The organism is Candidatus Thiodiazotropha endoloripes (genome assembly GCF_001708965.1).
Classification (GTDB): domain Bacteria; phylum Pseudomonadota; class Gammaproteobacteria; order Chromatiales; family Chromatiaceae; genus Thiodiazotropha; species Thiodiazotropha endoloripes.
In genome coordinates, this window is record NZ_LVJW01000006.1 from 1,101,196 (window position 1) to 1,122,849 (window position 21,654).

The 21,654-nt window shown below is 51.1% G+C and carries 22 protein-coding genes and 1 pseudogene; 1 reads left to right on the top strand and 22 read right to left on the bottom strand.

What is annotated here, in order from left to right; all coding sequences use genetic code 11:
- Nucleotides 1-20 precede the first annotated feature (20 nt).
- From A3193_RS15620 to A3193_RS15645, 6 genes are all read right to left on the bottom strand, one after another.
- Complete coding sequence (locus tag A3193_RS15620) at nt 21-620, bottom strand: carboxymuconolactone decarboxylase family protein (RefSeq protein ID WP_069003298.1); 600 nt, start codon at nt 618-620, stop codon at nt 21-23.
- 20 nt (nt 621-640) lie between these two features.
- Nucleotides 641-1,429, bottom strand: a complete 789-nt coding sequence (gene dmpE, locus A3193_RS15625) for a 2-oxopent-4-enoate hydratase (RefSeq protein WP_414630413.1) — start codon at nt 1,427-1,429, stop codon at nt 641-643.
- A gap of 10 nt (nt 1,430-1,439) precedes the next feature.
- A complete protein-coding gene (locus tag A3193_RS15630) occupies nt 1,440-2,900 on the bottom strand; it encodes a 2-hydroxymuconic semialdehyde dehydrogenase (protein ID WP_069015250.1) in 1,461 nt (486 codons plus the stop codon).
- A 167-nt stretch (nt 2,901-3,067) separates the two neighbouring features.
- Nucleotides 3,068-3,265: a hypothetical protein gene (locus A3193_RS15635; protein WP_141694556.1), complete on the bottom strand. Its 198-nt coding sequence runs from the start codon at nt 3,263-3,265 to the stop codon at nt 3,068-3,070.
- Between the two features lie 72 nt (nt 3,266-3,337).
- Nucleotides 3,338-3,655 (bottom strand): 2Fe-2S iron-sulfur cluster-binding protein, encoded by a 318-nt coding sequence (locus A3193_RS15640; protein WP_083218804.1) that lies wholly within the window; start codon nt 3,653-3,655, stop codon nt 3,338-3,340.
- Between the two features lie 2 nt (nt 3,656-3,657).
- A complete protein-coding gene (locus A3193_RS15645) occupies nt 3,658-4,716 on the bottom strand; it encodes an NADH:ubiquinone reductase (Na(+)-transporting) subunit F (protein WP_069003292.1) in 1,059 nt (352 codons plus the stop codon).
- A gap of 192 nt (nt 4,717-4,908) precedes the next feature.
- Between A3193_RS15645 and A3193_RS15650 the strand changes: the two genes are divergently transcribed.
- Nucleotides 4,909-5,631: an FCD domain-containing protein gene (locus A3193_RS15650; protein WP_069015252.1), complete on the top strand. Its 723-nt coding sequence runs from the start codon at nt 4,909-4,911 to the stop codon at nt 5,629-5,631.
- Nucleotides 5,632-5,643: 12 nt separating this feature from the next.
- Here A3193_RS15650 and A3193_RS15655 read toward each other — a convergent pair whose 3' ends face one another.
- The 16 genes and pseudogenes from A3193_RS15655 to gltB form a co-directional block, all read right to left on the bottom strand.
- A complete protein-coding gene (locus tag A3193_RS15655) occupies nt 5,644-6,294 on the bottom strand; it encodes a CDGSH iron-sulfur domain-containing protein (protein WP_069003290.1) in 651 nt (216 codons plus the stop codon).
- A gap of 242 nt (nt 6,295-6,536) precedes the next feature.
- Complete coding sequence (locus tag A3193_RS15660) at nt 6,537-7,007, bottom strand: four-helix bundle copper-binding protein (RefSeq protein ID WP_069003289.1); 471 nt, start codon at nt 7,005-7,007, stop codon at nt 6,537-6,539.
- A 327-nt stretch (nt 7,008-7,334) separates the two neighbouring features.
- Nucleotides 7,335-7,598: a GGDEF domain-containing protein gene (locus A3193_RS21125; protein ID WP_083218805.1), complete on the bottom strand. Its 264-nt coding sequence runs from the start codon at nt 7,596-7,598 to the stop codon at nt 7,335-7,337.
- A 355-nt stretch (nt 7,599-7,953) separates the two neighbouring features.
- Nucleotides 7,954-8,241, bottom strand: a complete 288-nt coding sequence (locus A3193_RS15670; protein ID WP_069015254.1) for a hypothetical protein — start codon at nt 8,239-8,241, stop codon at nt 7,954-7,956.
- A 411-nt stretch (nt 8,242-8,652) separates the two neighbouring features.
- Nucleotides 8,653-9,711 carry a transposase gene (locus tag A3193_RS15675; RefSeq protein ID WP_235615012.1) on the bottom strand — a complete coding sequence of 353 codons (1,059 nt, stop codon included), beginning with the start codon at nt 9,709-9,711 and terminating at the stop codon, nt 8,653-8,655.
- Nucleotides 9,712-9,745: 34 nt separating this feature from the next.
- Nucleotides 9,746-10,279: pseudogene (locus A3193_RS15680) on the bottom strand (DUF6714 family protein).
- 87 nt (nt 10,280-10,366) lie between these two features.
- Complete coding sequence (locus A3193_RS15685; RefSeq protein ID WP_069015256.1) at nt 10,367-10,819, bottom strand: tetratricopeptide repeat protein; 453 nt, start codon at nt 10,817-10,819, stop codon at nt 10,367-10,369.
- 74 nt (nt 10,820-10,893) lie between these two features.
- Nucleotides 10,894-11,274 (bottom strand): hypothetical protein, encoded by a 381-nt coding sequence (locus A3193_RS15690; RefSeq protein ID WP_069015257.1) that lies wholly within the window; start codon nt 11,272-11,274, stop codon nt 10,894-10,896.
- 73 nt (nt 11,275-11,347) lie between these two features.
- Nucleotides 11,348-11,698 (bottom strand): hypothetical protein, encoded by a 351-nt coding sequence (locus A3193_RS15695; RefSeq protein ID WP_141694555.1) that lies wholly within the window; start codon nt 11,696-11,698, stop codon nt 11,348-11,350.
- Nucleotides 11,699-11,741: 43 nt separating this feature from the next.
- Nucleotides 11,742-12,158: a hypothetical protein gene (locus A3193_RS20455; RefSeq protein ID WP_069019587.1), complete on the bottom strand. Its 417-nt coding sequence runs from the start codon at nt 12,156-12,158 to the stop codon at nt 11,742-11,744.
- A gap of 107 nt (nt 12,159-12,265) precedes the next feature.
- Nucleotides 12,266-12,505: a hypothetical protein gene (locus A3193_RS15705; RefSeq protein WP_141694554.1), complete on the bottom strand. Its 240-nt coding sequence runs from the start codon at nt 12,503-12,505 to the stop codon at nt 12,266-12,268.
- Between the two features lie 358 nt (nt 12,506-12,863).
- Nucleotides 12,864-13,259 (bottom strand): DUF4279 domain-containing protein, encoded by a 396-nt coding sequence (locus A3193_RS15710; RefSeq protein ID WP_069015260.1) that lies wholly within the window; start codon nt 13,257-13,259, stop codon nt 12,864-12,866.
- A gap of 92 nt (nt 13,260-13,351) precedes the next feature.
- A complete protein-coding gene (locus A3193_RS15715; protein ID WP_069015261.1) occupies nt 13,352-13,969 on the bottom strand; it encodes a hypothetical protein in 618 nt (205 codons plus the stop codon).
- Nucleotides 13,970-14,705: 736 nt separating this feature from the next.
- Entirely contained in the window at nt 14,706-15,197 is a 492-nt protein-coding gene (locus A3193_RS15725) for a GNAT family N-acetyltransferase (RefSeq protein ID WP_069015262.1), read from the bottom strand.
- Between the two features lie 181 nt (nt 15,198-15,378).
- Nucleotides 15,379-16,830 carry a glutamate synthase subunit beta gene (locus A3193_RS15730; protein WP_069003283.1) on the bottom strand — a complete coding sequence of 484 codons (1,452 nt, stop codon included), beginning with the start codon at nt 16,828-16,830 and terminating at the stop codon, nt 15,379-15,381.
- Between the two features lie 2 nt (nt 16,831-16,832).
- Complete coding sequence (gene gltB / locus A3193_RS15735) at nt 16,833-21,473, bottom strand: glutamate synthase large subunit (RefSeq protein WP_069015263.1); 4,641 nt, start codon at nt 21,471-21,473, stop codon at nt 16,833-16,835.
- Nucleotides 21,474-21,654: the final 181 nt, after the last annotated feature.

Below are 21,654 nucleotides of genomic sequence, written 5' to 3' on the forward strand. Positions count from 1 at the left end.
CTCGTAGATTTAACCGGGCCTCAGCCCTTATTCATATGTTTACCGGCTTCCCAACCACCCTTGGTCAGGTGCACTTGTGCGGTCTCCATCGGCAACACCTCCAGGGGTGTGGCCAGACTGTCGTTCCAGCGATTGAAAAAGCCGAACAGGCCGATCACCGAGAGCATCTCCACCACCGCATCCTCACTCCAGTAGGTCCGCAGCAGCGCGAACAGCTCATCGGTCACATCATTCGGCTGGGAAGCGGCCGCCAGGGCGAAATCGAGGGCCACCCGTTCCGCTTCGGTGTAGTGAGGGCTGTCACGGTAGTTCCAGACATCCTCCAGTTTCTCCACCGGAATCCCGTGGCGCTTGGCGCTCACCGCGGTATGCGCCTTGCAGTACTGGCAACCCGCCGCACTGCTGGCCACATGGGCCACCAGCCGTTTGAAACCCAGATCCACCTCGCCGTCCGGGTCGTAGACTGCGGCACTGAACTGGATGAAGGCATCCACCAGCTTCGGCTTGCGCTGCATGGTGAGCAGGCTGTTGGGGACGAAACCCAGGGTCTGTTCGAAGAAGGCAAAACGCTCGGCCAGTGCTTCGTGTTGATCGATTGGCAAGGGAGTTAGGCGACTCATCTCGACACCTCGTTGTTGGCTCAGGTGAAACGGACCGAAGCGGAGCCGATACCACCAATCTCCACCCGCATGAAATCCCCCGCCACCACCGGCTCCAGGGGTACCAGGGAACCCGACAGGATCACCTCGCCCGCTTTCAGGGGAATGCCGAAGCTGCCCAGGGTATTGGCCAGCCAGGCGACACAGTTCACCGGTGAACCCAGCGCTGCGGCGCCGGCACCGGTGGAGAGCAGTTCACCGTTCTTCTCCACCACCATCCCGGCAGTGGCCAGATCGACCTTGCGCGGATCCACCGCCTTGTCACCCAGCACGAACAGCCCGCAGGAGGCGTTATCCGCCACGGTATCCTGGATCTTGATCTTCCAGTCGCGGATACGGGAGTCGACGATCTCAAAGCAGGGGATCACCGCCTCGGTGGCGCGCAATACATCCGCGTTGCTGACCCCGGGACCAATCAGATCCCGCTTCAACATAAAAGCGATCTCCCCTTCGGCCCTAGGCTGAATCAGCTGCTCGCTGATCGGCATCTCGTCGCCGTTGCCGAAGACCATGCGATCGGTGAGATAACCGAAATCGGGCTGGTGCACATTGAGCATGTTCTGCACCGCCTGGGAGGTGACGCCAATCTTCTTGCCGATGATCGACTCGCCGTTCTCCACCCGCCGGTTCACCATTCGCAGGGAGACGTGGTAGGCGTCCTCGATGGTGATCTGCGGCTCCCGTTCGGTCAGGGGGTCGATCATCTGTCGCTGACTGAGGGCTTGGTAAAGCTCGTCACCCAGTTCGTTGATGCGTTGTTCATTCAGCATCGGTTACTCCTCAAAGCTTGATACAGACGTTTTTCAGTTCGGTGTAGAACTCCAGGGAGTGGACCCCACCCTCGCGGCCGATGCCGGACTGTTTGGAACCACCGAAGGGGGTGCGCAGATCCCGCAGGAACCAGGAGTTGACCCAGGCGATCCCTGCGTCTACCTGTGCCGCCACCCGATGGGCGCGGGAGCTGTTCTCTGTCCAGATCGCAGTGGCCAGTCCGTAGTCGGTGTCGTTGGCCAGAGCGATCGCCTCATCCTCACTGTCGAAGGGGCGGATGTGGCAACAGGGGCCGAAGATCTCTTCCCGCACACAGTCCGCATCATCGGGCAGGTCGGTCCAGATGGTGGGCTGAACCCAGGCCCCACCGGCGAGGCCGTCGGGCATCTCTGGGGTGCTGCCGCCGGTGACCACGGTGGCCCCCTCCTCTTCCGCCTTACGGTAGTAGGAGAGCACCTTGCTGCGATGCTCTTCACTGATCAGCGGACCCATGTCGGTCTCCGGGTCGTCCCACTGCCCCATCTTCAGGGCTTCGGCGCCGCGCTTCAGACGCTCGACGAAGGTGTCGTAGATCTCACGCTCCACATAGACCCGCTCGGTACCCAGGCAGACCTGGCCGCAGTTGGCGAAGGCGGAGCGCAGGGTACCCTCGACCGCCTTGTCCATATCGCAGTCGGCGAATACCAGGGCCGGGTTCTTGCCACCCAGTTCGAAAGAGATATCGGTAATGTCGTCCGCAGCGGCTTTCATGATCGCCGCACCGGTTCCGGTCTCGCCGGTAAAGGTGATGCCATCCACCCCTTTGTGGCGGGTCAGGAACTCACCCGCGGAGTTGGGGCCGAAGCCGTGCACCACGTTGTAGACCCCTTTGGGTATACCCACCTCGTTCATCACCTCCCCAAGCAGGGTTGTGGTGAAGGGGGTCTCTTCCGAGGGCTTGACCACCACCGCGTTGCCACAGGCGAGTGCCGGTCCGACCTTCCAGGTCATCAACAGCAGCGGCAGATTCCAGGGGCTGATCACGGCGATCACACCCTTCGGTTTGCGCACGGAATAGTTGAGCGCACCCTGACCGTCCGGCGTGTCCAGCATGAAGCTCTCGGTGGGTACGTTCTTCACCACATCGGCAAAGATCTTGAAGTTGGCCGCGCCCCGGGGGATGTCGATATGGCAGGCCAGCTTCTGCGGCTTGCCGGTGTCGAGACACTCCGCTTCGAGAAACTCATCGAAGCGGGCGGTAATGCCATCCGCCAGTTTGTGCAGCAGGTTGGCCCGTTCCGCCAATGGCATGCGCCCCCAATCCCCCTGCATGGCTGCACGGGCTGCATTCACCGCAGCATCCACCTCCGGCGCTCCCGCCTCATGCACGATGCCGATCTTCTCCCCGGTGGCCGGGTTGATGTTGTCGAACAGCTTGCCTGATGCAGAGCCGACAAATTCACCATTGATGAAGTGTTTGACCTCTTTCATTTAATTCACCGTCATTACGCCAATATCCTAAGTTTTCCCGTTGTTGCCTCGGGGGTTCGTTCGTTTCTCAGCAATCCGATTGCGATCAGTCCGGCTTAACAGCGCACTTGATAAACAGCGCTTGCACGATACGGACTGGTTAACGCCGACAGTGGTCTCAACCATCGTCAGCTTTTCTTGTTAATTTCAAAGCGGTTATCACTACCGCCTTCAAACTCGCTCCAGCTCTTCATGAAGTGGCGGGCGTTGTCCTGATGATCCGTCTCGATGAAACCATCGATACTCAACTGATCCCGACTGACACCCACCTCACCAAAGGTGATCTGGATAAATCGGACTGCCTGATCGCTCGTTGTCACTGCCATGAGATCCTCCTGCCGGGCCATTACCCGAATTCGTTGATGTTGTGCTTTATGTTTTGTTGTATTAACGGAACGCTATGCTGCGCTCTCGGATGTTGTCTGGTGCGCTTTGGGCGCCAGTCTCAAACGTAAATCGCTCTTTGGAATAACCCGGCAGGAGAGCACGATGCCCTGACCCTCTTCCGCCTCAGAGACATGGTTGCGGCTCATTTTTCGGGTTTCGTAATCCCCCTGGGTAATCTGCACTCGGCAGACACCACAACCGCCGCCTTTACAACCCACCGGGATGGAACCCAGCCCCTGGGCCTGCATGGCGTGTAGCAGACGCTGTTCCGCACCGCAATGGAAACGGGCGTCCCTGTCTTCCACATAGATCTCGTAACGCAATGCCACGGTCACAGCCTCTTGAATACCGGGCTGCGTTTGCGGCTCTCTTCGTCCTTGGTGAGAAAGCTTTCGGTGAAAATGTCGTTCTCAAACAGACGCCCCTGCATCAGGGCGCGGATCGAGGCCTCGATCATCACAGGGGGACCACACAGATAGGCGGTGCTACCACTGAAGCTGTTATCAAAAATCCGCTGTGCCGCTTCGTGAACAAAACCGGTTTCACCCGACCAGTCATCGCCATCCTCCATCTGCGAGAGCACCGGCACGTAGCTGAAATTCGCATGCTGTTGCGCCAGGTCGCTGAACAGCTCGTCGTCATAGAGATCCTTCTTCGCCCGCACGCCGTGTAACAGGGTGATCGGTGCGCTGCAGCCCTCTTCAAGTAGATCGAGAATCATCGATTTCGGGCTGGAAAGACCGGTACCGCCGGCGATGAAGATCATTGGATCGGTACGCGATTTGCGCACGAAGAAGCGACCGTAAGGCCCGGCCACATTCAGCTTGTCACCGACTTTCAGCTGGTTGTGGATTACCGGGGTGGCCTCGCCATCGGGCACCAATCGAATATGCAGTTCGATCAGATTGCCTTTGGAAGGCTTGTTCGCCAGAGAGAAGGCCCGCGGTACTTCCACACCGGGCACCGACAGATTGATGTATTGACCCGCCTGGAAGTCGATACCCTCGCCATCCAGTTGCAGCCACACACCCTTCACATCGTGGGTCAGGTCTTCCAGCCGCACCACCTCGGCCTCAAAATCCCGTACCGGAATCACCCGCGCATCCGGATCCTCATCGATGTCCGCCTCGATCACCGCATCCGACTGCAGCGTGGCACAGCAGGCCAGCACCTTGCCCTCATCCCGCTCCATATCCATCAAGGCGAAATTCGAGGCATCGCCGATCTCCACATCCCCATCGATCACCTCAACCTTGCAGGTACCGCACAGACCGTGACAGCAGGCATGAGGCATCCAGATACCGGCCCGCAGACAGGCATCAAGAATGTTCTGATCCTCTTCGACCTCCAGCTCATCGCCGGTGGGTTCAATGGTTAATTGGTAGGACATGGTGATCGCTCCAAAATATCGATAAACACAAGAATAGCGATATTTTGTCGATATGCAAGATTATTATCGATATTTTTTGTAAATATATTTTTAGCGTCTAAAATATTGATAGAAGTCACTGTTGATCTTATAAATAGCGGGTAGGGTATAAGACCCGGCCAAAGAGTTAGCCCACAAGTGGAAAATGCAGGTATGCCAAGAACTTACAATGATAAAAACTCACCGAGCGGTACCAGGACACTGACCGATCAGGCCTATCTGCAACTCAGATCCGATATCATTCACGGAGCGCTGCAACCGGAAGAGAAACTCCGTATTGAACATCTCAGAGAGGAGTATGGGGTCGGCGCAAGCCCATTGCGGGAAGCCCTGAGTCGCCTTACGGCAGACGGTTTTGTCACCGCTGAAGGGCAGCGCGGCTTCCGGGTAGCCCCTATGTCAGAGGCGGATCTGGCGGACATCACCCGGATGCGAATCCTGCTTGAGAAACAGGCCCTATCCCAGAGTATCGAACATGGTGACGATGCCTGGGAGTCGCAGATCGTGGCGACCTTCTATCAATTGGAGAAGGTTGAACAGTCCGAGAAGAGAGACAAGGCCGAGTGGGAGATCCGCAATCACGATTTTCATGAGGCGCTGATTGCGGCATGCACCTCGAAATGGCTACGCCGCTTCTATGGCATTCTCTATGATCAGCACAAACGCTATCGAAACATCGCCTTGAACACCGAGATCCCACGAGATCTCCACCAGGAGCATGAAGAGTTACGCAACGCAGCCCTGGCGAGGGATAAAAAACGGGCCTGCGATGCGATTGAGCAGCACATCATGAGAACCGCTGAGATCACTCTGAAGGTGTTGAGAGAAGAGGAAGCGGATCGGGAAAACGAAGTCGACAGGGTTGCCGCAACCTAACCGAAAACCCGACTACTCAGTCTTAAACCCGATTGCATTGTGTGTGCCATCGCAGAACGGCTTGTTCTTGGAGGCACCACATCGACACAAGGCCAGCTTCTCTCCCTGCCAGGCACTCCGCCCACTGCTGGCTTTGACGGTGACACTGCCCGACAGCAGCAAGGGACCATCCTCCAGCGGCGTGATTTTCAGCTGCCCGCCTTTCTGCTTCAGGGGCTCACCGGTTTCGCCAACAGCCCCATAATCCTTGAAGCTGCCTTCATGGCTGTTGTCACAATAGGGTTTGTTTTTCGAAAGGCCGCACCGACACAATGCCGCACGAAACCGAACGCCGGGCATATCCTCAGGCACCCCTTCGATGGCCAGATCACCCGTCACAAAATAGGGGCCCTGGTAACTGACCGTTACCGTGTTTTCCGCAGCGGCGGTTTCAGTCACCTGGTCCTGCTTGTTTCGGCAAACCAGGGAACCACTGGGACAGCGCGCTACGACCTCCTCCACCTCAGCCGGGGATGAAAGGTCTGGCTGACACCAGGGATCCCTTCCAGCAACGAAGAGCTCACCCTGGGAATAGCCACACTCACCAATGTGTATACAGAGACGTTCGTCCCAAGTGACATCGATCTCTGTACCTTTGTAGCGAAATACCTGTTTCTTGGCCATGTGCACTCACTATCTGTCTGTATCTATTTAAAAGGCAACTTGTTGAGATAGAAGCCATACGCTCACCTGAGCCAGCGGTTTAGCAATCAGCCAGGTGAGAGTCGCTATTATGACTATAGCCACAGATTGGCATTAATTACTGCCCTATTCATGAGTAAATAGCAGGTACAGAGTCTCTCTACACAGGCCAATCACTCAGAATAGAGCAGGAATAGTGGACGCGGCAAAAGACCTGAAGTAAATCAGGCAGTCTTTAAATACGCTTCGACGACTTTAATAAAGCCGTTGCAGGCCTCATAGCAATCCTTACACTCCTGGTGTTTATCTATGTGTTCCTTGCAGGCTGCCGCACAATCCTTGCAGACAGCCAGGCAACCTTGTGCAATAAGATTCAAATTTTTTGAATCGGACAAGGCCAGCGTTGCCATAGCCTCGCAGACTGGAACCATTTCGTTGACGTTCTTCGAACACGCCTTCATCGACGTATCACCATCGCCTAACAGTTCCAGGCAATGGTTTAAACAGGTCTTACCGGTTGCAATGCACTCCTCGGCTGCATCTACGATGTCTTTGTTTTTACCGTGATGATGATGGTGGTGTTGATGATGGTCTTTCATAGCAGAGGCAGTCGTTGGGATCGCAGCCATTGTCAAAGCTGCAGCAGTTCCAACCAGAAATTCACGGCGATCAGTCAGCGTGTCGTTACTTGACATTATTATTATCCTCCTGGGATGCAGGTTTTACTGTTGGTATAAATTTACTGCTAGTCCAGTGAATTGTAGACGAGACGTTGGATTTAGAGAACCGTTCGATTATGACCTAATTTTTTTTGAGATTTCTAATATCCTGGTCATTATGATCGTGTTAGTAGTCGACGAGTCCAATTACTGTAGAGAGATCTAATATAAGCACTTATTAACAAGTGATTAGCAACTATCTGGTATTTTTAACGGTTGAACTGTGAGACAAACAAGCGAAGGGACCTTGCTACGATTCCTGGGGGTGGCTGTCGACTATTATCAGATACTTTGATCGATCCACTATCCTTCACAGGCAACTATCCTGTTACGACCGAGATTCTTGGCCTCATACAGACTCTTGTCGCAGACATTCATCCACTGCTTCCAGTCTCTGACTGAACTTAAGCCAGCCACACCAATACTGACTGTTACAGTACGATCAGGTATTAAAGAAAGATCTTCGATACCCTTTCGAATTTCTTCTGCTATGTCGATGCTACTGGCTTCATCGGTATTGTAGAGCAGTATCAAAAACTCCTCACCACCGATTCTGAATATTTTTATCGCTGGTTATAGGGACAGACATCATTTAACAGGGGTTATAGCGCTGGTTATAGGGACAGACATAATTTAACAGGGGTTATAGTGGTTATAGGGACAGACATCATTTAATAGGGGTTATAGGTAGTTATTAGGGTTATAGGGAAAGGCATCATTTAAAGGAAGAAAATGAACTCACCTGCTTCCATTTGTTTCAGTTGGAATTAAATTATGACCGGCTTCGACTAATCTAGGAGGTTCAACCGATTATTATTTTCTAATTGAGGATTTATCTCTGGGTTTGCCGAACAAGGATCAAGTAACTTTCTGCCAACACACCTTGATTGGCATAAATGACCCGGATTGAGTTTGAAAGATATCAGACTGGCGATGTCTGATAGATCTGCAACGAAAACCCACTCGCACAGAACCACTTTTTGCCTCTACCAATGGCTTGAGTGAACCGCTTAATCCCTTCCCTTGTTCCAATCACTGTGTTGTAGTTTTTGTCATAACATTTTACGCTATCGAGCCAGGCTTCCGGATCGATATTCAACCGCACAAGGATTGGCGCCAGTTCTGAGGGAATGGCACCGAATTTCTCTTCTTTGATGGCTCGCCCTGCCCAATCGGTGAGTTCCAGGTAGTCTGATAGGCTAAAATTCAAGCCTGAAGCTTTATCTTGATGCTCGCCACCAACTAATGGTTCTAAATGTTCTGGCGTTGCGGTGACTGCTACTACACGATTCCCTGTTTGCTCGAGTGCTTTTTGATAATGCCTGATACGATCCTGAATGGAGGTTAGTGGTTATAGGGACAGACATCATTTAATAGGGGTTATAGGTGGTTATTAGGGTTATAGGGAAAGGCATCATTTAAAGGAAGAAAATGAACTCCCCTGCTTCCATTTGTTTCAGTTGGAATTAAATTATGACCGGCTTCGACTAATCTAGGAGGTTCAACCGATTATTATTTTCTAATTGAGGATTTATCTCTGGGTTTGCCGAACAAGGATCAAGTAACTTTCTGCCAACACACCTTGATTGGCATAAATGACCCGGATTGAGTTTGAAAGATATCAGACTGGCGATGTCTGATAGATCTGCAACGAAAACCCACTCGCACAGAACCACTTTTTGCCTCTACCAATGGCTTGAGTGAACCGCTTAATCCCTTCCCTTGTTCCAATCACTGTGTTGTAGTTTTTGTCATAACATTTTACGCTGTCGAGCCAGGCTTCCGGGTCAATATTCAACCGCACAAGGATTGGCGCCAGTTCTGAGGGAATGGCACCGAATTTCTCTTCTTTGATAGCTCGCCCTGCCCAATCGGTCAGTTCCAGGTAGTCTGACAGGCTAAAGTTCAAGCCTGAAGCTTTATCTTGATGCTCACTACCAATGAACGGCACTAAATGCTCTGGCGTTGCGGTGGCTGCTACTACACGATTCCCTGTTTGCTCGAGTGCTTTTTGATAATGCCTGATACGATCCTGAATGGAGGTAAAATCTGATGCTTCCGGACTATCGGCTATCTTTGCCCGTATCGGGTTAAGATCAACGTAACTCATACAGGTCAATAGCGCCGCATCATCAAGCAGAGCCTGGCTTTTGAACCTGCCCTCCCAAAACTTCCCTGTACAACCGTCCTCTTCATTGGCCTGTCTTGCGATACCTTCATTGAGATTACGCATGAACCAGCTAATATCGTAGAGTCTATATCGCCACTTTTTGATATCTTCAGCAAACAAATCCAATTCGGCCTTTGTTAATTTTATGCCATTTAGATAACGGTCAACGATAGGGCTTGGCTTGTAGAGCAGAGTCCACCGTGAAATAACCTCATCATCTTGCCAATTCAATGCGGCTTCACGGTCGACCTTCAAGATAGTGTGAGTGTGGTTGTGCATCACGGCATAAGCGCAGATCGAGATAGAGAACACTCCATCAAGCTGCTTGAGCTTTTCTACAATCCAGTCTCTACGATGTTCATAGCTACGACCGGTTAACTTATCCTCACCGCACAGAAAAGCACGTCGCACACAGCGGGATATGCAGTGGTAGTAGGGGGTTTCATCAAGACAGATCTGTTGCTTACGCGATATCGTCATTGCCTGCTCCTTGGCTTTAATACATTCCATGTACTTTTAACTCTAACTCACCTGAATGATCTTTTCAAACGGTGAGTGTCCCGATATATTCGTTTTTTCTCCAATATCTATCAAGAGCTATTTTTGCACCCGACATTTGAACGTCATCAGCATTCTCTGCAACAAACTCCAAAAAGTGAATAATTGCATTTTCTTGCTCGCTGTTTTATAAAGACATTTGATTAATACTGTACTTATATAACTCTTTATCTTTAGATGAAGGATAAACTGAGTAAACAGTAGCGCCAATTATATCTGATTCCCATACAGGCAATTTATAGTGCTTAAGTGAATACCGCATATATGCTGGCAAGTAGTATTGGTATTCTTCTGCCCCCATATGAGCCAAAACGCAATCACATTCTTCTATTTCTGAATCAGGAATGTCTCTCCATTTAGAGTCCTGCCTTGCCTTTCCTGCCTGTTTCCATTCTTCATCAGTTATATCACCAATTATTCCCTTTAGATCAGTGAGCCGAAACTGCCTCAATGATATATTTGGCCGTTTCACTCGATCAAATGCTACTTCAATCTGTTTTATGAGTTCTTGTGGTTCCATTTACGTATTAGCACTTAACGACCAAGCTCAGTGGAGATGGCGCGATAGCACCAGCATCCGCTGGAGCTGCTGGTTAAGCAATTTACTTCATTTTCTAAAATATGTTGATGCATATATTTTCTCTAACTCTTTAGCTTTTTCCTGTTGCTCTGGTGTTAGCCTTAACCATAATTCATTAGCAGATTTTATATTCTTTGATACGGCCCACCATGCATAGGCTTCCGGTAAATTGAGTGGAACACCGAAACGCGAATCGCTTAACATCCGTCCGAGTATCGTTTGAGCCAAATGGTTCCCTTGTTTGGCACTTTTAATAAACCATTCGAAAGCCTCATTTGGTTTTGAAACTCGATCATGACCACCGAGCAGTATAAGACCATAACCGAATTGCGCTTCATCGTTACCTTGCTCCGCAATTTTACGGCATTTCTCTTGTTTAATAATTAACGAGGCATCCCAATAAGCCTTGTCGCAGAAATCTTCAGCGAATAACGGCGAGAAAAAAATAAGTAAAACTACAAAGTATACAAATCTACTCACTTCTTTTGCCTAACGTTTTAGGTTAATGGCGGCATAAAGTATAGCGAGGAACGAGCGTAGCTTTATGACGTCCATTAGACCCCCTTGTTAGGGGCTGATTTTCGATTTACATAGGTGATAACAAAACTTATGAATGCCCCACTAACCCAGTACGGTATCTGCATGACCATTATAAGCATCCACTGCAATCCATGTTTTGCTGGATCTCCTTCTTGACCGAGAATCAGGCAAGGTATTACAGGCATAAAACAAAACCATAGAATTTTTTCTATTAATGCCCCCTTCAGGCCAATAATGGTTATCAGCCCAAACAAGGCAGGTACACATATAAAATTTACAACTAATGGATCGATTCCTTCTTTATTATTCCAGTAGCCTGCTACTTCAAAGTAATAGAAGTAAAAGACTAAAGCGCTGAGTCCTATCCAACCTGCATTGCTTAATCTATTACTCATCACTGATCTTTTTTACCCCTAACGATCAGGCTCAGTGGGGCGAGCGATAGCGAGCATCCACTGTAGCCGCTGGTTAACTGCCAAACCGACCAAATAAGTAAAACCACTCATCGCTTTTTACTTCCACTGTTTTCCCTTCATTTGCCATTCTAAATAGTGGCGATTTCATAGTTTTCACCACTTCTATTAAACTCTCTTTGTAATCCTCGATTTCAGTTTCACCATAATGGTCACGCCAGTCCTTTAGTAAAGAGTTCCCTTCTTTATCTTTTGCTTCGTAATATATTTCATGGACTTCGAATGGAATGGTTATTACTAAGTCGAAACTTCCTCCCTGTATCAGTACTTCATAAGCAGTACCATTCGATTTTTCACTTACAAGTTTGCCGTTACCAAGAAGTTTAGCGATTTCCTTTTTTTTCATCTTTACGCAGTTAACAGCTTTATTAACGAGACCCCGTGTCTCGTTATTCATTTTTATGTGTTTTTAGCCACTTATTCATTATGGCTATAGTAATACCTTGGCCTTCGAGATGAAATAGAGCACGCTTCCGTAAAAATAACCATTTTGATCCAGTATGGGTAATTTCGTGCCATGGGATGAATATACTACCTGCGCCAATATTATTAATTGTTGGCTGAATGCTAACTCCTTCATTAGAAGCGCTTACATACATGCTATTAAAATAATCATTATTTTTTGGATCGGAGTCTTCCCAGAAAAAGACCATTTCTAAACTTCTACGCCCTAAGTTCTCTATACTTGAATGAGGAAAGTTATTAGATAGAGATTTCCATATGGGACTGTGTTTATTTTTGTAATACATGTAATAAATGATACCTACTACTGCAATAAAACATATGAGGGTGATAAGTTCATTCATTTTTGATTATTTACACATAACGCCTCACCTCAGCCGAACAAAAGGCGCGTAGCGACTTTTGAAACGGCTGGAGGTGATTGTTATGTGTTGGTTGAATATCTCCACATTTATTCCCATGGTTGCTTGGCTCTTTTGTATTTCATTTTTTCTTCTTTTCCGTTTTTGACTATTGATCTCCAATAGAGCGGTGTAATGATAAACATAAGTACAACGGAGCTTAATAAAACGACAACCTTATAGCTTATGCCAATATTAAGTTTATCTTGAAGATATGGATAAGAAAATACAAAACCTACAAGAGCAAAAGCAAATATCAGATATTTCCATGCCATTTCTTTTCCTTTCACACATAACGCTCAGCGAAGACGCGCGCCGCCTTTGCACGTCGAGCTCTTGAGCGTCTCGATATGTGATTCATGTTCTATCGCTCAATAATTATACTTTTCGCCCAAAAAAAGAACCAGCATGCAAACTCCTAACATAAGGAATGTTTCCCACCCATACGCTCTAGATATTGATTTGTCCTCCTCATCGCTTTCCTTGTCAATCAAGTATGCTTTTAACATTCACGCAGACTTATACAGAAAATAAAATACGAAAATTCCGGTGGCAATGGCGATACTAAGCATTTTTATTTTTACACATAACGCCTAGCTCACCGGAAAATGCAAGCGTAGCGAGTATTTTGTCCGGTGGAGCTTCTTGTTAACCGCTTTTTTCAACATGACAATATAAATCAAAATCTACTGCCAAACCTATTTGGCCTAATTTAACGATCATGTCTTCTGAGAGGTGAAACCCTGGGCTTTTCTCTTCATGCCAACCCGCACATGATATGAAAGACCGGAACCCTTCAGGTACTTTACTAAAATCCAATTCTTTACTTTCGATGAACTCTATGACCTTCTGTAAGGCCTCATCCATAAATTCTTGCTCAAATTCTGGTAGCTTATATTCCCAATGTGAGAAATCATAAATTGAACCATTTTTTCTTTTGTCACCAACATTCCACTCTTTTGTGGGCTCAATACCTAAGGATTTAGTGACTAAAGAAGTGTTCTCTTTGCCATTAATACTTATATATGCGTAATTTTTATCCATAAGACGGTTAACGACCAAGCTGTACGGTGCAAACGAAGCGCAGCGTAGTTTGCATCCGAACGAGCGCCTTGTTAGGCGTGATTATTACTGCGCTAGTAGAGTAGATTCGTACCAAAATTCGGTTTCTCCCCTCTAGTAATTTGTTCTTCCCACTTTATTAACTTTTCCAAGTGGAAATCCCAGAATTCCTCACAAAGCTCTAGGTATTTGAGTACTGTGTCATTCTCACCCTTTTCTAGAAGCTCTTTAGCTAACACCATATTTGGGCCAAATGAATCTAGTTGAGGCGAGCCAGGTGTTTTACCAGCAAGTAGTAATTGTTTTTTTGCTTCTTCGATGTCACCTTTGCGTAATGCCACTCTACCTAAAGTTAAATGCCCTTTATGAATAGCATTGCCGTAGTTCCAGTCATCTTTGTACATTTCCGCAATCTTCAATGTTTCATGTGCAAATGACTCAGCTTTTTCTAAAGAGCCATTATCTACGTTCCAAAGGCCAACATCGCCGATTGCGACCCATCTTTCATATTTTGTTTTTGCGGCCGCGAGATCCGCAGCTGATTTATAGAGTTGCTCATCAAAATCGGGGATCCATTCTGATTGATATTCCTCTACCATATTCGATGTGTATTGCATAAAACCATAACCGCCAACAGCTAAAAGAATAACTGCAGTGAAAAAACCGCTAGTAAATATTATGAATGACTTCATGGAACAGTCCCTTATATACGCCTAACAGTGGATTATATGGACGGCTCATAAAAAGTATTATGTGGACGGCACATATAACGTATTATGACGCCCCGCTTCATTTCCCTAATCCAGAAAAAATCAATCGTAACTTCCATCAACATATTAAACAGTTTATAAATATATATTCCTACTCCCGTTTGGGTCGCCATACTGCTTTGACTACGGGAGTTTTCTCTACTACGTTACTGGACGTACCAGACTCTCCGAGTGGCAGTCTCGCAACAAGATCGATACACATGGATTCATTGTTTACAACTTGCTCCAGGCGCTTCGGCGCAATGGCATCGACAGTGAGCCTCGGCCCATAGGGTTCATGGTTTTGGAATCGCCCAACCTCACAAGCGTGTGACTTTCTGCAATATTGGATAGTGTAGAGGATGTCCTGAATATCGATCCGGGAAATAAATTCCCTGATTTGAGCCGAGAACTTCTTGTTTTGATCTGCTATCCCGGCGATTTGGTGGACAGCGAATGTTACTGGCTCGGTTGCACCAATCGATTTCTCTATTTCCATAAAGAGAATCATCCCTGTGATTGTACTGAATCTAACGTTGCTTCATTTCTAGAACATTTATCCTTGAAACGCAAGCTCTCACGGAAAATCGAACTAAGCTAATTTGCTTTTAATTCTTCTACACACATCGTTAAATTACCGGAACAATCCAATCTGTCACCTCAAACGCCGCTTGCGTTACTACCCAGATACCAACCATTTGTACATGACCAAGGCATCAACATAACCTTTAGCCGGGTGGTTAAACGCATTCGGCAGGCGCCCTACAATTTCAAAACCGTGCTTTTGCCAAAGTCGCACGGCTCCTTCATTGGCGGCGGCGACAAAATTGAATTGCATGGCTTTGTAACCCATTACTCGGGCAATTTCTTGCGAATGTTCGCACATGGCTGTGGCAAGACCTTTTCCTCTGGATGAGGATGGCACCATATAACCGCAATTACAGACATGACTGCCCGGTCCGGCCTGATTGGTTTTGATGTAATAGGTACCAACGATTTTCTTATCTTCCACCACGACAAAAGTTTTTCTCGGCAGATCCATCCAAAGCCTTTTCCCTTCGTTTTTGCTTGTATCGCTAGGGTAGGCGTAGGTGTCACCTGCGGAAGCTATCTCTTTGAAGATGGGCCAGATAGCATCAAAATCAACTTCGGTTGCTTCACGTATCTGCATGGCAGGTTCCTTTTATTCATGACGCTTACCACAATCTGCTAACGCGTATCGTTGAAGTTATGAATATCAGGGCATCTGAGAAAAGCTAGCCGCTGATGTGAATAGCAGCTCAATCAATAAAGAGAGGGGGAAGGTCAATCAGTGGAAACGGCCCGGGATGAGCGCCCGGGCCGATGAAGTTTTACCACAATGGCAGATCGGTGGTTCCCATCAGGAATTCGTCAACCGCACGGGCACACTGACGACCCTCTCGGATGGCCCAGACCACCAATGACTGACCACGGCGCATGTCGCCTGCGGTGAAGACACCGTCGATGGAGGTCTTGTAGGCGGTACCGCCTTCAGTGGCAGCTTTGACGTTACCCCGGTTATCGAGTTCAACACCCAGCTCTTCCAGCAGGCCTTCATGGACCGGGTGGACAAAGCCCATGGCGAGGGTGACCAGGTCCGCTTTCAGTTCGAACTCTGAGCCATCCACCTCGGACATTTTCCAGTTGCCGGCAGAGTCCTTCTCCCACTCGACCTTGACGCACTCTACCCCGGCCAGATTGCCTTGGCCATCGTCGATGAACTTCTTGGTGGCGATCTGCCACATCCGTTCACAGCCCTCTTCCTGGGAGCTGGAGGTGCGCATCTTGTTGGGCCAGTCGGGCCAGGTGGTGCCCTTCTCCTCTTTTTCTGGAGGTTGCGGCAGAATTTCCAGCTGGGTGACGGAAGCGGCGCCATGACGATTCGAGGTGCCGATGCAGTCGGAGCCGGTATCACCGCCACCGATCACCACCACATGCTTGCCATCGGCGGAGATGAAGTCCTCCACATGGTCACCCTGCACTCTGTGGCTGTTGCTGCGCAGAAAATCCATGGCGAAGTGGACTCCGTTCAGCTCACGACCGGGAATCGGCAGATCCCGTGGCTTTTCTGAACCACCGGTCAGTACAATCGCGTCGAAATCGTCCAGCAGCTGTCTGCCGGGCAGATCCACGCCGATGTGAGTGCTGGTCTTGAACTCAACACCTTCAGTGCGCATCTGCGCCATGCGGCGGTCGATGATCGTTTTGTCCAGCTTGAAATCGGGGATGCCATAACGCAGCAGGCCACCGATGCGGTTCTGTTTTTCGTAAAGCACCACCGCATGTCCGGCTCTGGCGAGTTGTTGGGCGGCTGCCATACCGGCCGGGCCGGAGCCGACAACCGCAACCCGCTTGCCGCTCTTGTGATCGGCAATCTGCGGTTTCACCCAGCCTTCGCTCCAGGCCTTTTCGATGATGCTGTATTCGATGGTCTTGATGGTAACCGGTGTATCTTCCAGGTTCAGGGTACAGGACGCTTCACAGGGCGCTGGACAGATGCGGCCGGTAAACTCGGGGAAGTTGTTGGTGGTATGCAGCACATCGATCGCCGCCTGCCAGTCTCCCTTGTAGACCAGATCGTTCCAGTCAGGAATGATGTTGTTTACCGGACAGCCCTGATGACAGAAAGGTATGCCACAATCCATACAACGCGCGCCCTGCTGGCTGACATTCTCATCGGTCAGCGGGATGACGAACTCATTGTAGTGGGTGATCCGGTCCGACACCGGAGCATAGGTCCGGTCCTGACGATCAATCTCTTTAAAACCTGTTGGCTTACCCATGCTTAGTGACTCCCATGGCTGGCAGCTGAACTACCACGCTTTTTTGCCTGCATCTCTTTCAGCGCACGCCGATACTCGACCGGCATGACCTTGACGAACTTCGGTAACATGGCCTCCCAGTTATCCAGAATGTTCTTCGCGACATCCGAGTTGGTGTAGTGATGGTGGCGTTCAATCAGCTGCTTCAAGCGCAGTGCGTCGAAGCGGGTCATGTCGTGGCTGAGATCGACCATGCCGTGGCTCTCAAGATCACCACCCTGATGATCCAGGGCTTCCAGCGCCAGATCCTCTTCCTCAATCGGTTCCAGTTCGACCTGAGCCATGTTGCAGCGATCGCCAAAATCGCCGACTTCGTCGAGCACATAGGCGATACCGCCGGACATGCCTGCGGCGAAGTTGCGTCCGGTCGGTCCGAGACAGACCACCACGCCACCGGTCATGTATTCACAGCCGTGGTCACCCACGCCCTCAATGACCGCTGTGGCACCGGAGTTACGCACGCCGAAACGCTCACCACCCACACCGCGGAAATAGCACTCACCACCGATTGCACCGTAGAGTACGGTGTTGCCCACGATGATGTTCTCTTCCGCTTTACCGATGGCCGACTCTTGTGGTGGATAGATCACCAGACGACCGCCTGAGAGACCTTTACCCACATAGTCGTTACCTTCACCGGCCAGCTCGATGGTGATGCCTTTGCCCACCCAGGCGCCAAAGGATTGACCTGCCGTACCCTTGGCCTTGATGTAGATGGTGTCGTCGGTCAGACCCGCATGGCCATACTTTTCAGCCACCCGCCCGGAGAGCATGGTGCCGAAGGTACGGTTGTAGTTGTGAATACCGATCTCGATCTTCACCGGTTCTGCGGACTCCAGCGCCGGTTGAGCCTGTTTGATCAGCTCGTGGTCGATCGCCCTGTCCAGCCCGTGGTCCTGGTCTTCGCAGTTGTAGATCGCTACATCGTCGGTCGCTTCAGGTTTTTTCAGCAGCCTGCTGTAGTCGAGCCCTTTCGCCTTCCAGTGGTTGATCGCTTTGCGCATATCGAGGCGATCGCTCTGGCCAACCATATCGTTCCAGGTCCTGAAACCCAGCTCGGCCATCAGACGACGCGCCTCTTCGGCGACGAAGAAGAAGAAGTTGACCACGTGATCCGGGGTACCGGTGAAGCGCTTGCGCAGCTCCGGATCCTGGGTGGCGATACCCACCGGGCAGGTGTTGAGATGACACTTGCGCATCATCAGGCAGCCTTCCGCAATCAGCGGGGCGGTGGCGAAACCGATCTCGTCCGCACCCAACAGGGCGGCGATCACCACATCCCGGCCGGTACGCATACCACCGTCGGCCTGGACCGCAATGCGGCCACGCAGTTTGTTCAGCACCAGGGTCTGGTGGGTCTCGGCCAGGCCGATCTCCCAGGGTGAGCCGGCATGCTTGATGGAGGTCAGCGGGCTGGCGCCGGTGCCGCCGTCGTAACCGGAGATGGTGACATGGTCCGCATGGGCCTTGGAGACCCCGGCAGCCACGGTGCCCACTCCGACTTCGGAGACCAGTTTGACGGAGATCCGCGCATTCGGGTTGACGTTCTTCAGATCATGGATCAGCTGAGCCAGATCCTCGATCGAGTAGATGTCGTGATGGGGCGGCGGTGAGATCAGACCAACCCCAGGCGTGGAGTGGCGTACCCGGGCAATCTGCTGATTGACCTTGTGACCGGGCAGCTGACCGCCCTCACCGGGCTTCGCACCCTGAGCCATCTTGATCTGGATATCGTCGGCGTTGACCAGATACTCACTGGTGACACCGAAACGGCCGGATGCCACCTGCTTGATGGCGGAACGCTCCGGGTTTCTTGTGCCGTCCGGCATTGGATTGAAGCGCTCCGGCTCTTCACCACCCTCACCGGTGTTGGACTTGCCGCCGATGCGGTTCATCGCCACAGCCAGGGTTGAATGGGCTTCATAAGAGATGGAGCCGAAGGACATGGCGCCGGTGGCGAATCGCTTGACGATCTCGCTCGCCGGCTCTACCTCATCCAAAGAGAGTGGCTGATCCGCCGCTTTGAATTCGAACAGACCACGCAGGGTCAGCAGAATCTCGTTTTGCTCGTTGATCGCATCCGCATAGGACTGATAGGTGTCCCAATCGTTGCTGCGCACCGCGTGCTGCAGCTTGGCGATGGTCTGAGGGGTCCAATTGTGGTCCTCGCCGCGCAGGCGGTAGGCATAATCACCACCCACGTCGAGGTGCTTCTTGTAGATCTGCTGATCGCCAAATGCCTTGTCGTGCCACTTCACCGCTTCAGCCGCCACTTCACTCATGCCGGCACCCTCGATGGTGGTCGTGGTACCGGTGAAGTAATCACTGACAAACTGGCTGGAGAGACCGACCGCGTCGAAAATCTGTGCACCGCAGTAGGACTGGTAGGTGGAGATGCCCATTTTCGACATCACCTTCTTCAAGCCTTTGCCGATCGCTTTGATGTAGCGGTTCTGCGCCTCGTGGAAGGAGAGTGGCTCAGGCAGTGTGGCAAGCTGGTTCTGAATGGTATCGAAAGCCAGATAGGGATTGACCGCTTCCGCACCATAACCCGCCAGGGTGGCGAAGTGGTGTACTTCCAGGGCGCCACCGGTCTCCAGCACCAGACCCGATTCGGTACGCAGACCTTTGCGGATCAGGTGGTGATGTACCGCCGAGGTGGCCAGCAGGGCGGGAATCGCAATGTTGTCCGCATCCACTTTCCGGTCGGAGAGGATCAGAATGTTGTAGCCTTCTCTGACTTTCTGTTCCGCCTGTTCACAGAGCGCTTTCACCGCACCTTTCATACCTTTGGCGCCGTTCATCACCGGGTAGATGATATCCAGTGTCTTGGTACGGAACACGCCACCGGTGTTGTCCTCAATGTGACGAACCCGTTCCAGGTCTTCGTTGGTCAGTACAGGTTGACTGACCTCAAGTCGCATATGATCGCAGGCGTCACCCAGATTCAGCAGATTGGGGCGTGGGCCGATCAGGCTGACCAGGGACATGACCAGCTCCTCACGAATCGGATCGATCGGCGGATTGGTCACCTGGGCAAAATTCTGTTTGAAGTAGGTGGAGAGATGCTTGGCTCTCAGCGACAGTACCGAGGGCGGGTTGTCCGCACCCATCGAGCCGGTCGCTTCCTGTCCGGTCACCACCATCGGGGTGAGCAGGAATTTGATATCCTCCTGGCTATAGCCGAAGGCCTGCTGGGCATCCAACAGATCTTCGTCACTGGGCGCCATCGGCGCTACATCCGATGGCAGAGCATCCAGGTGGATCTGGGTCTGATCCAGCCAATCCTGGTAGGGCTTGGCCTTGGCCAGTTCCGCTTTGATCTCGGCGTCGTCGATGATGCGTCCCTGCTCCAGGTCGATGAGGAACATCTTGCCTGGCTGCAGACGCCATTTCTTGACGATCTTCTCTTCCGGGATATCCAGCACGCCCATCTCTGAGGCCATCACCACCATATCGTCCTCGGTGATCAGATAGCGGGCGGGACGCAGGCCGTTACGGTCGAGGGTGGCGCCGATCTGGCGACCATCGGTGAACGCCACAGCCGCCGGGCCATCCCACGGTTCCATCATTGCCGCATGGTATTCATAGAAGGCGCGACGCTGCTCATCCATCAGCTTGTTGCCACCCCAGGCTTCTGGGATCAGCATCATCATGGCGTGAGACAGGCTGTAGCCGCCGGCCACCAGCAGCTCCAGCGCGTTATCGAAACAGGCAGAGTCCGACTGCCCTTCCGGGATCAGTGGCCAGATCTTGTCCAGATCGTCACCCAGCACCGCCGAAGCCATGGAGTTCTTACGCGCCCGCATCCAGTTGACGTTGCCACGCAGGGTGTTGATCTCACCATTGTGGGCAATCATGCGGAACGGGTGGGCAAGATCCCAGGTCGGGAAGGTATTGGTGGAGAAACGCTGATGCACCAGGGCCAGCGCCGAGACCATCCGCTCATCGGTCAGGTCGGTAAAGTAGTCACCGACCTGGTTCGCCAGCAGCATACCTTTGTAGACGATGGTGCGGGAGGAGAAAGAGGTGAAGTAGAAATCACTGCTTCCTTCCATCTCCGACTGTTCGATCTTGTTTTCAATCTGCTTGCGGATGACAAACAGTTTGCGTTCGAAGGTATCCTGGTCAGCGCAGTTGTCACCACGTCCGACAAATACCTGTTTCACCACTGGCTCAGTGGGAATCACACTGTAACCAAGATCCTTGTTATCGACCGGCACCTCGCGCCAGCCAAGCAGCCTCTGCCCCTCGGCGGCGATCATCGCCTCGATGGTATCTTCGGCTACCGCCCGGCTGTCGCTGTTTTGCGGCAGAAACACCATACCGATGGCGTAGTCGCCACGCTCCGGTAGGTCAAAGCCGGTCTCAGCCTGGAAAAAAGCATCAGGAATCTGTAACAGAATACCTGCACCGTCCCCAGCCTTGGGATCCGCGCCTACAGCGCCACGGTGGGTTAGCCGCTCCAGTATCTCCAGTCCCTGCAGGACGGTCTGATGGCTTTTAACCCCTTTGATGTTGGCAACAAAACCAACACCACAGGCGTCATGTTCATTGGCGGGATCATAGAGTCCCTGTTTTGGTGGTAAAGCACCATGGCTCATTTCACAAACCTCATTTTGCCCGCCCCCGGCGACTGTTATATCGCGCCGAAGGTTTTGCAAATAACCTGAAATAAGGAATTCACGGCGGCGAATCAAGCCGCCCGGTGTCGCAGAACCTGATAGGATACTTGAGAATCACGTCTCAGGCTAGAGCTTAAGGCTTTTTTAGTTTGCCTATCGG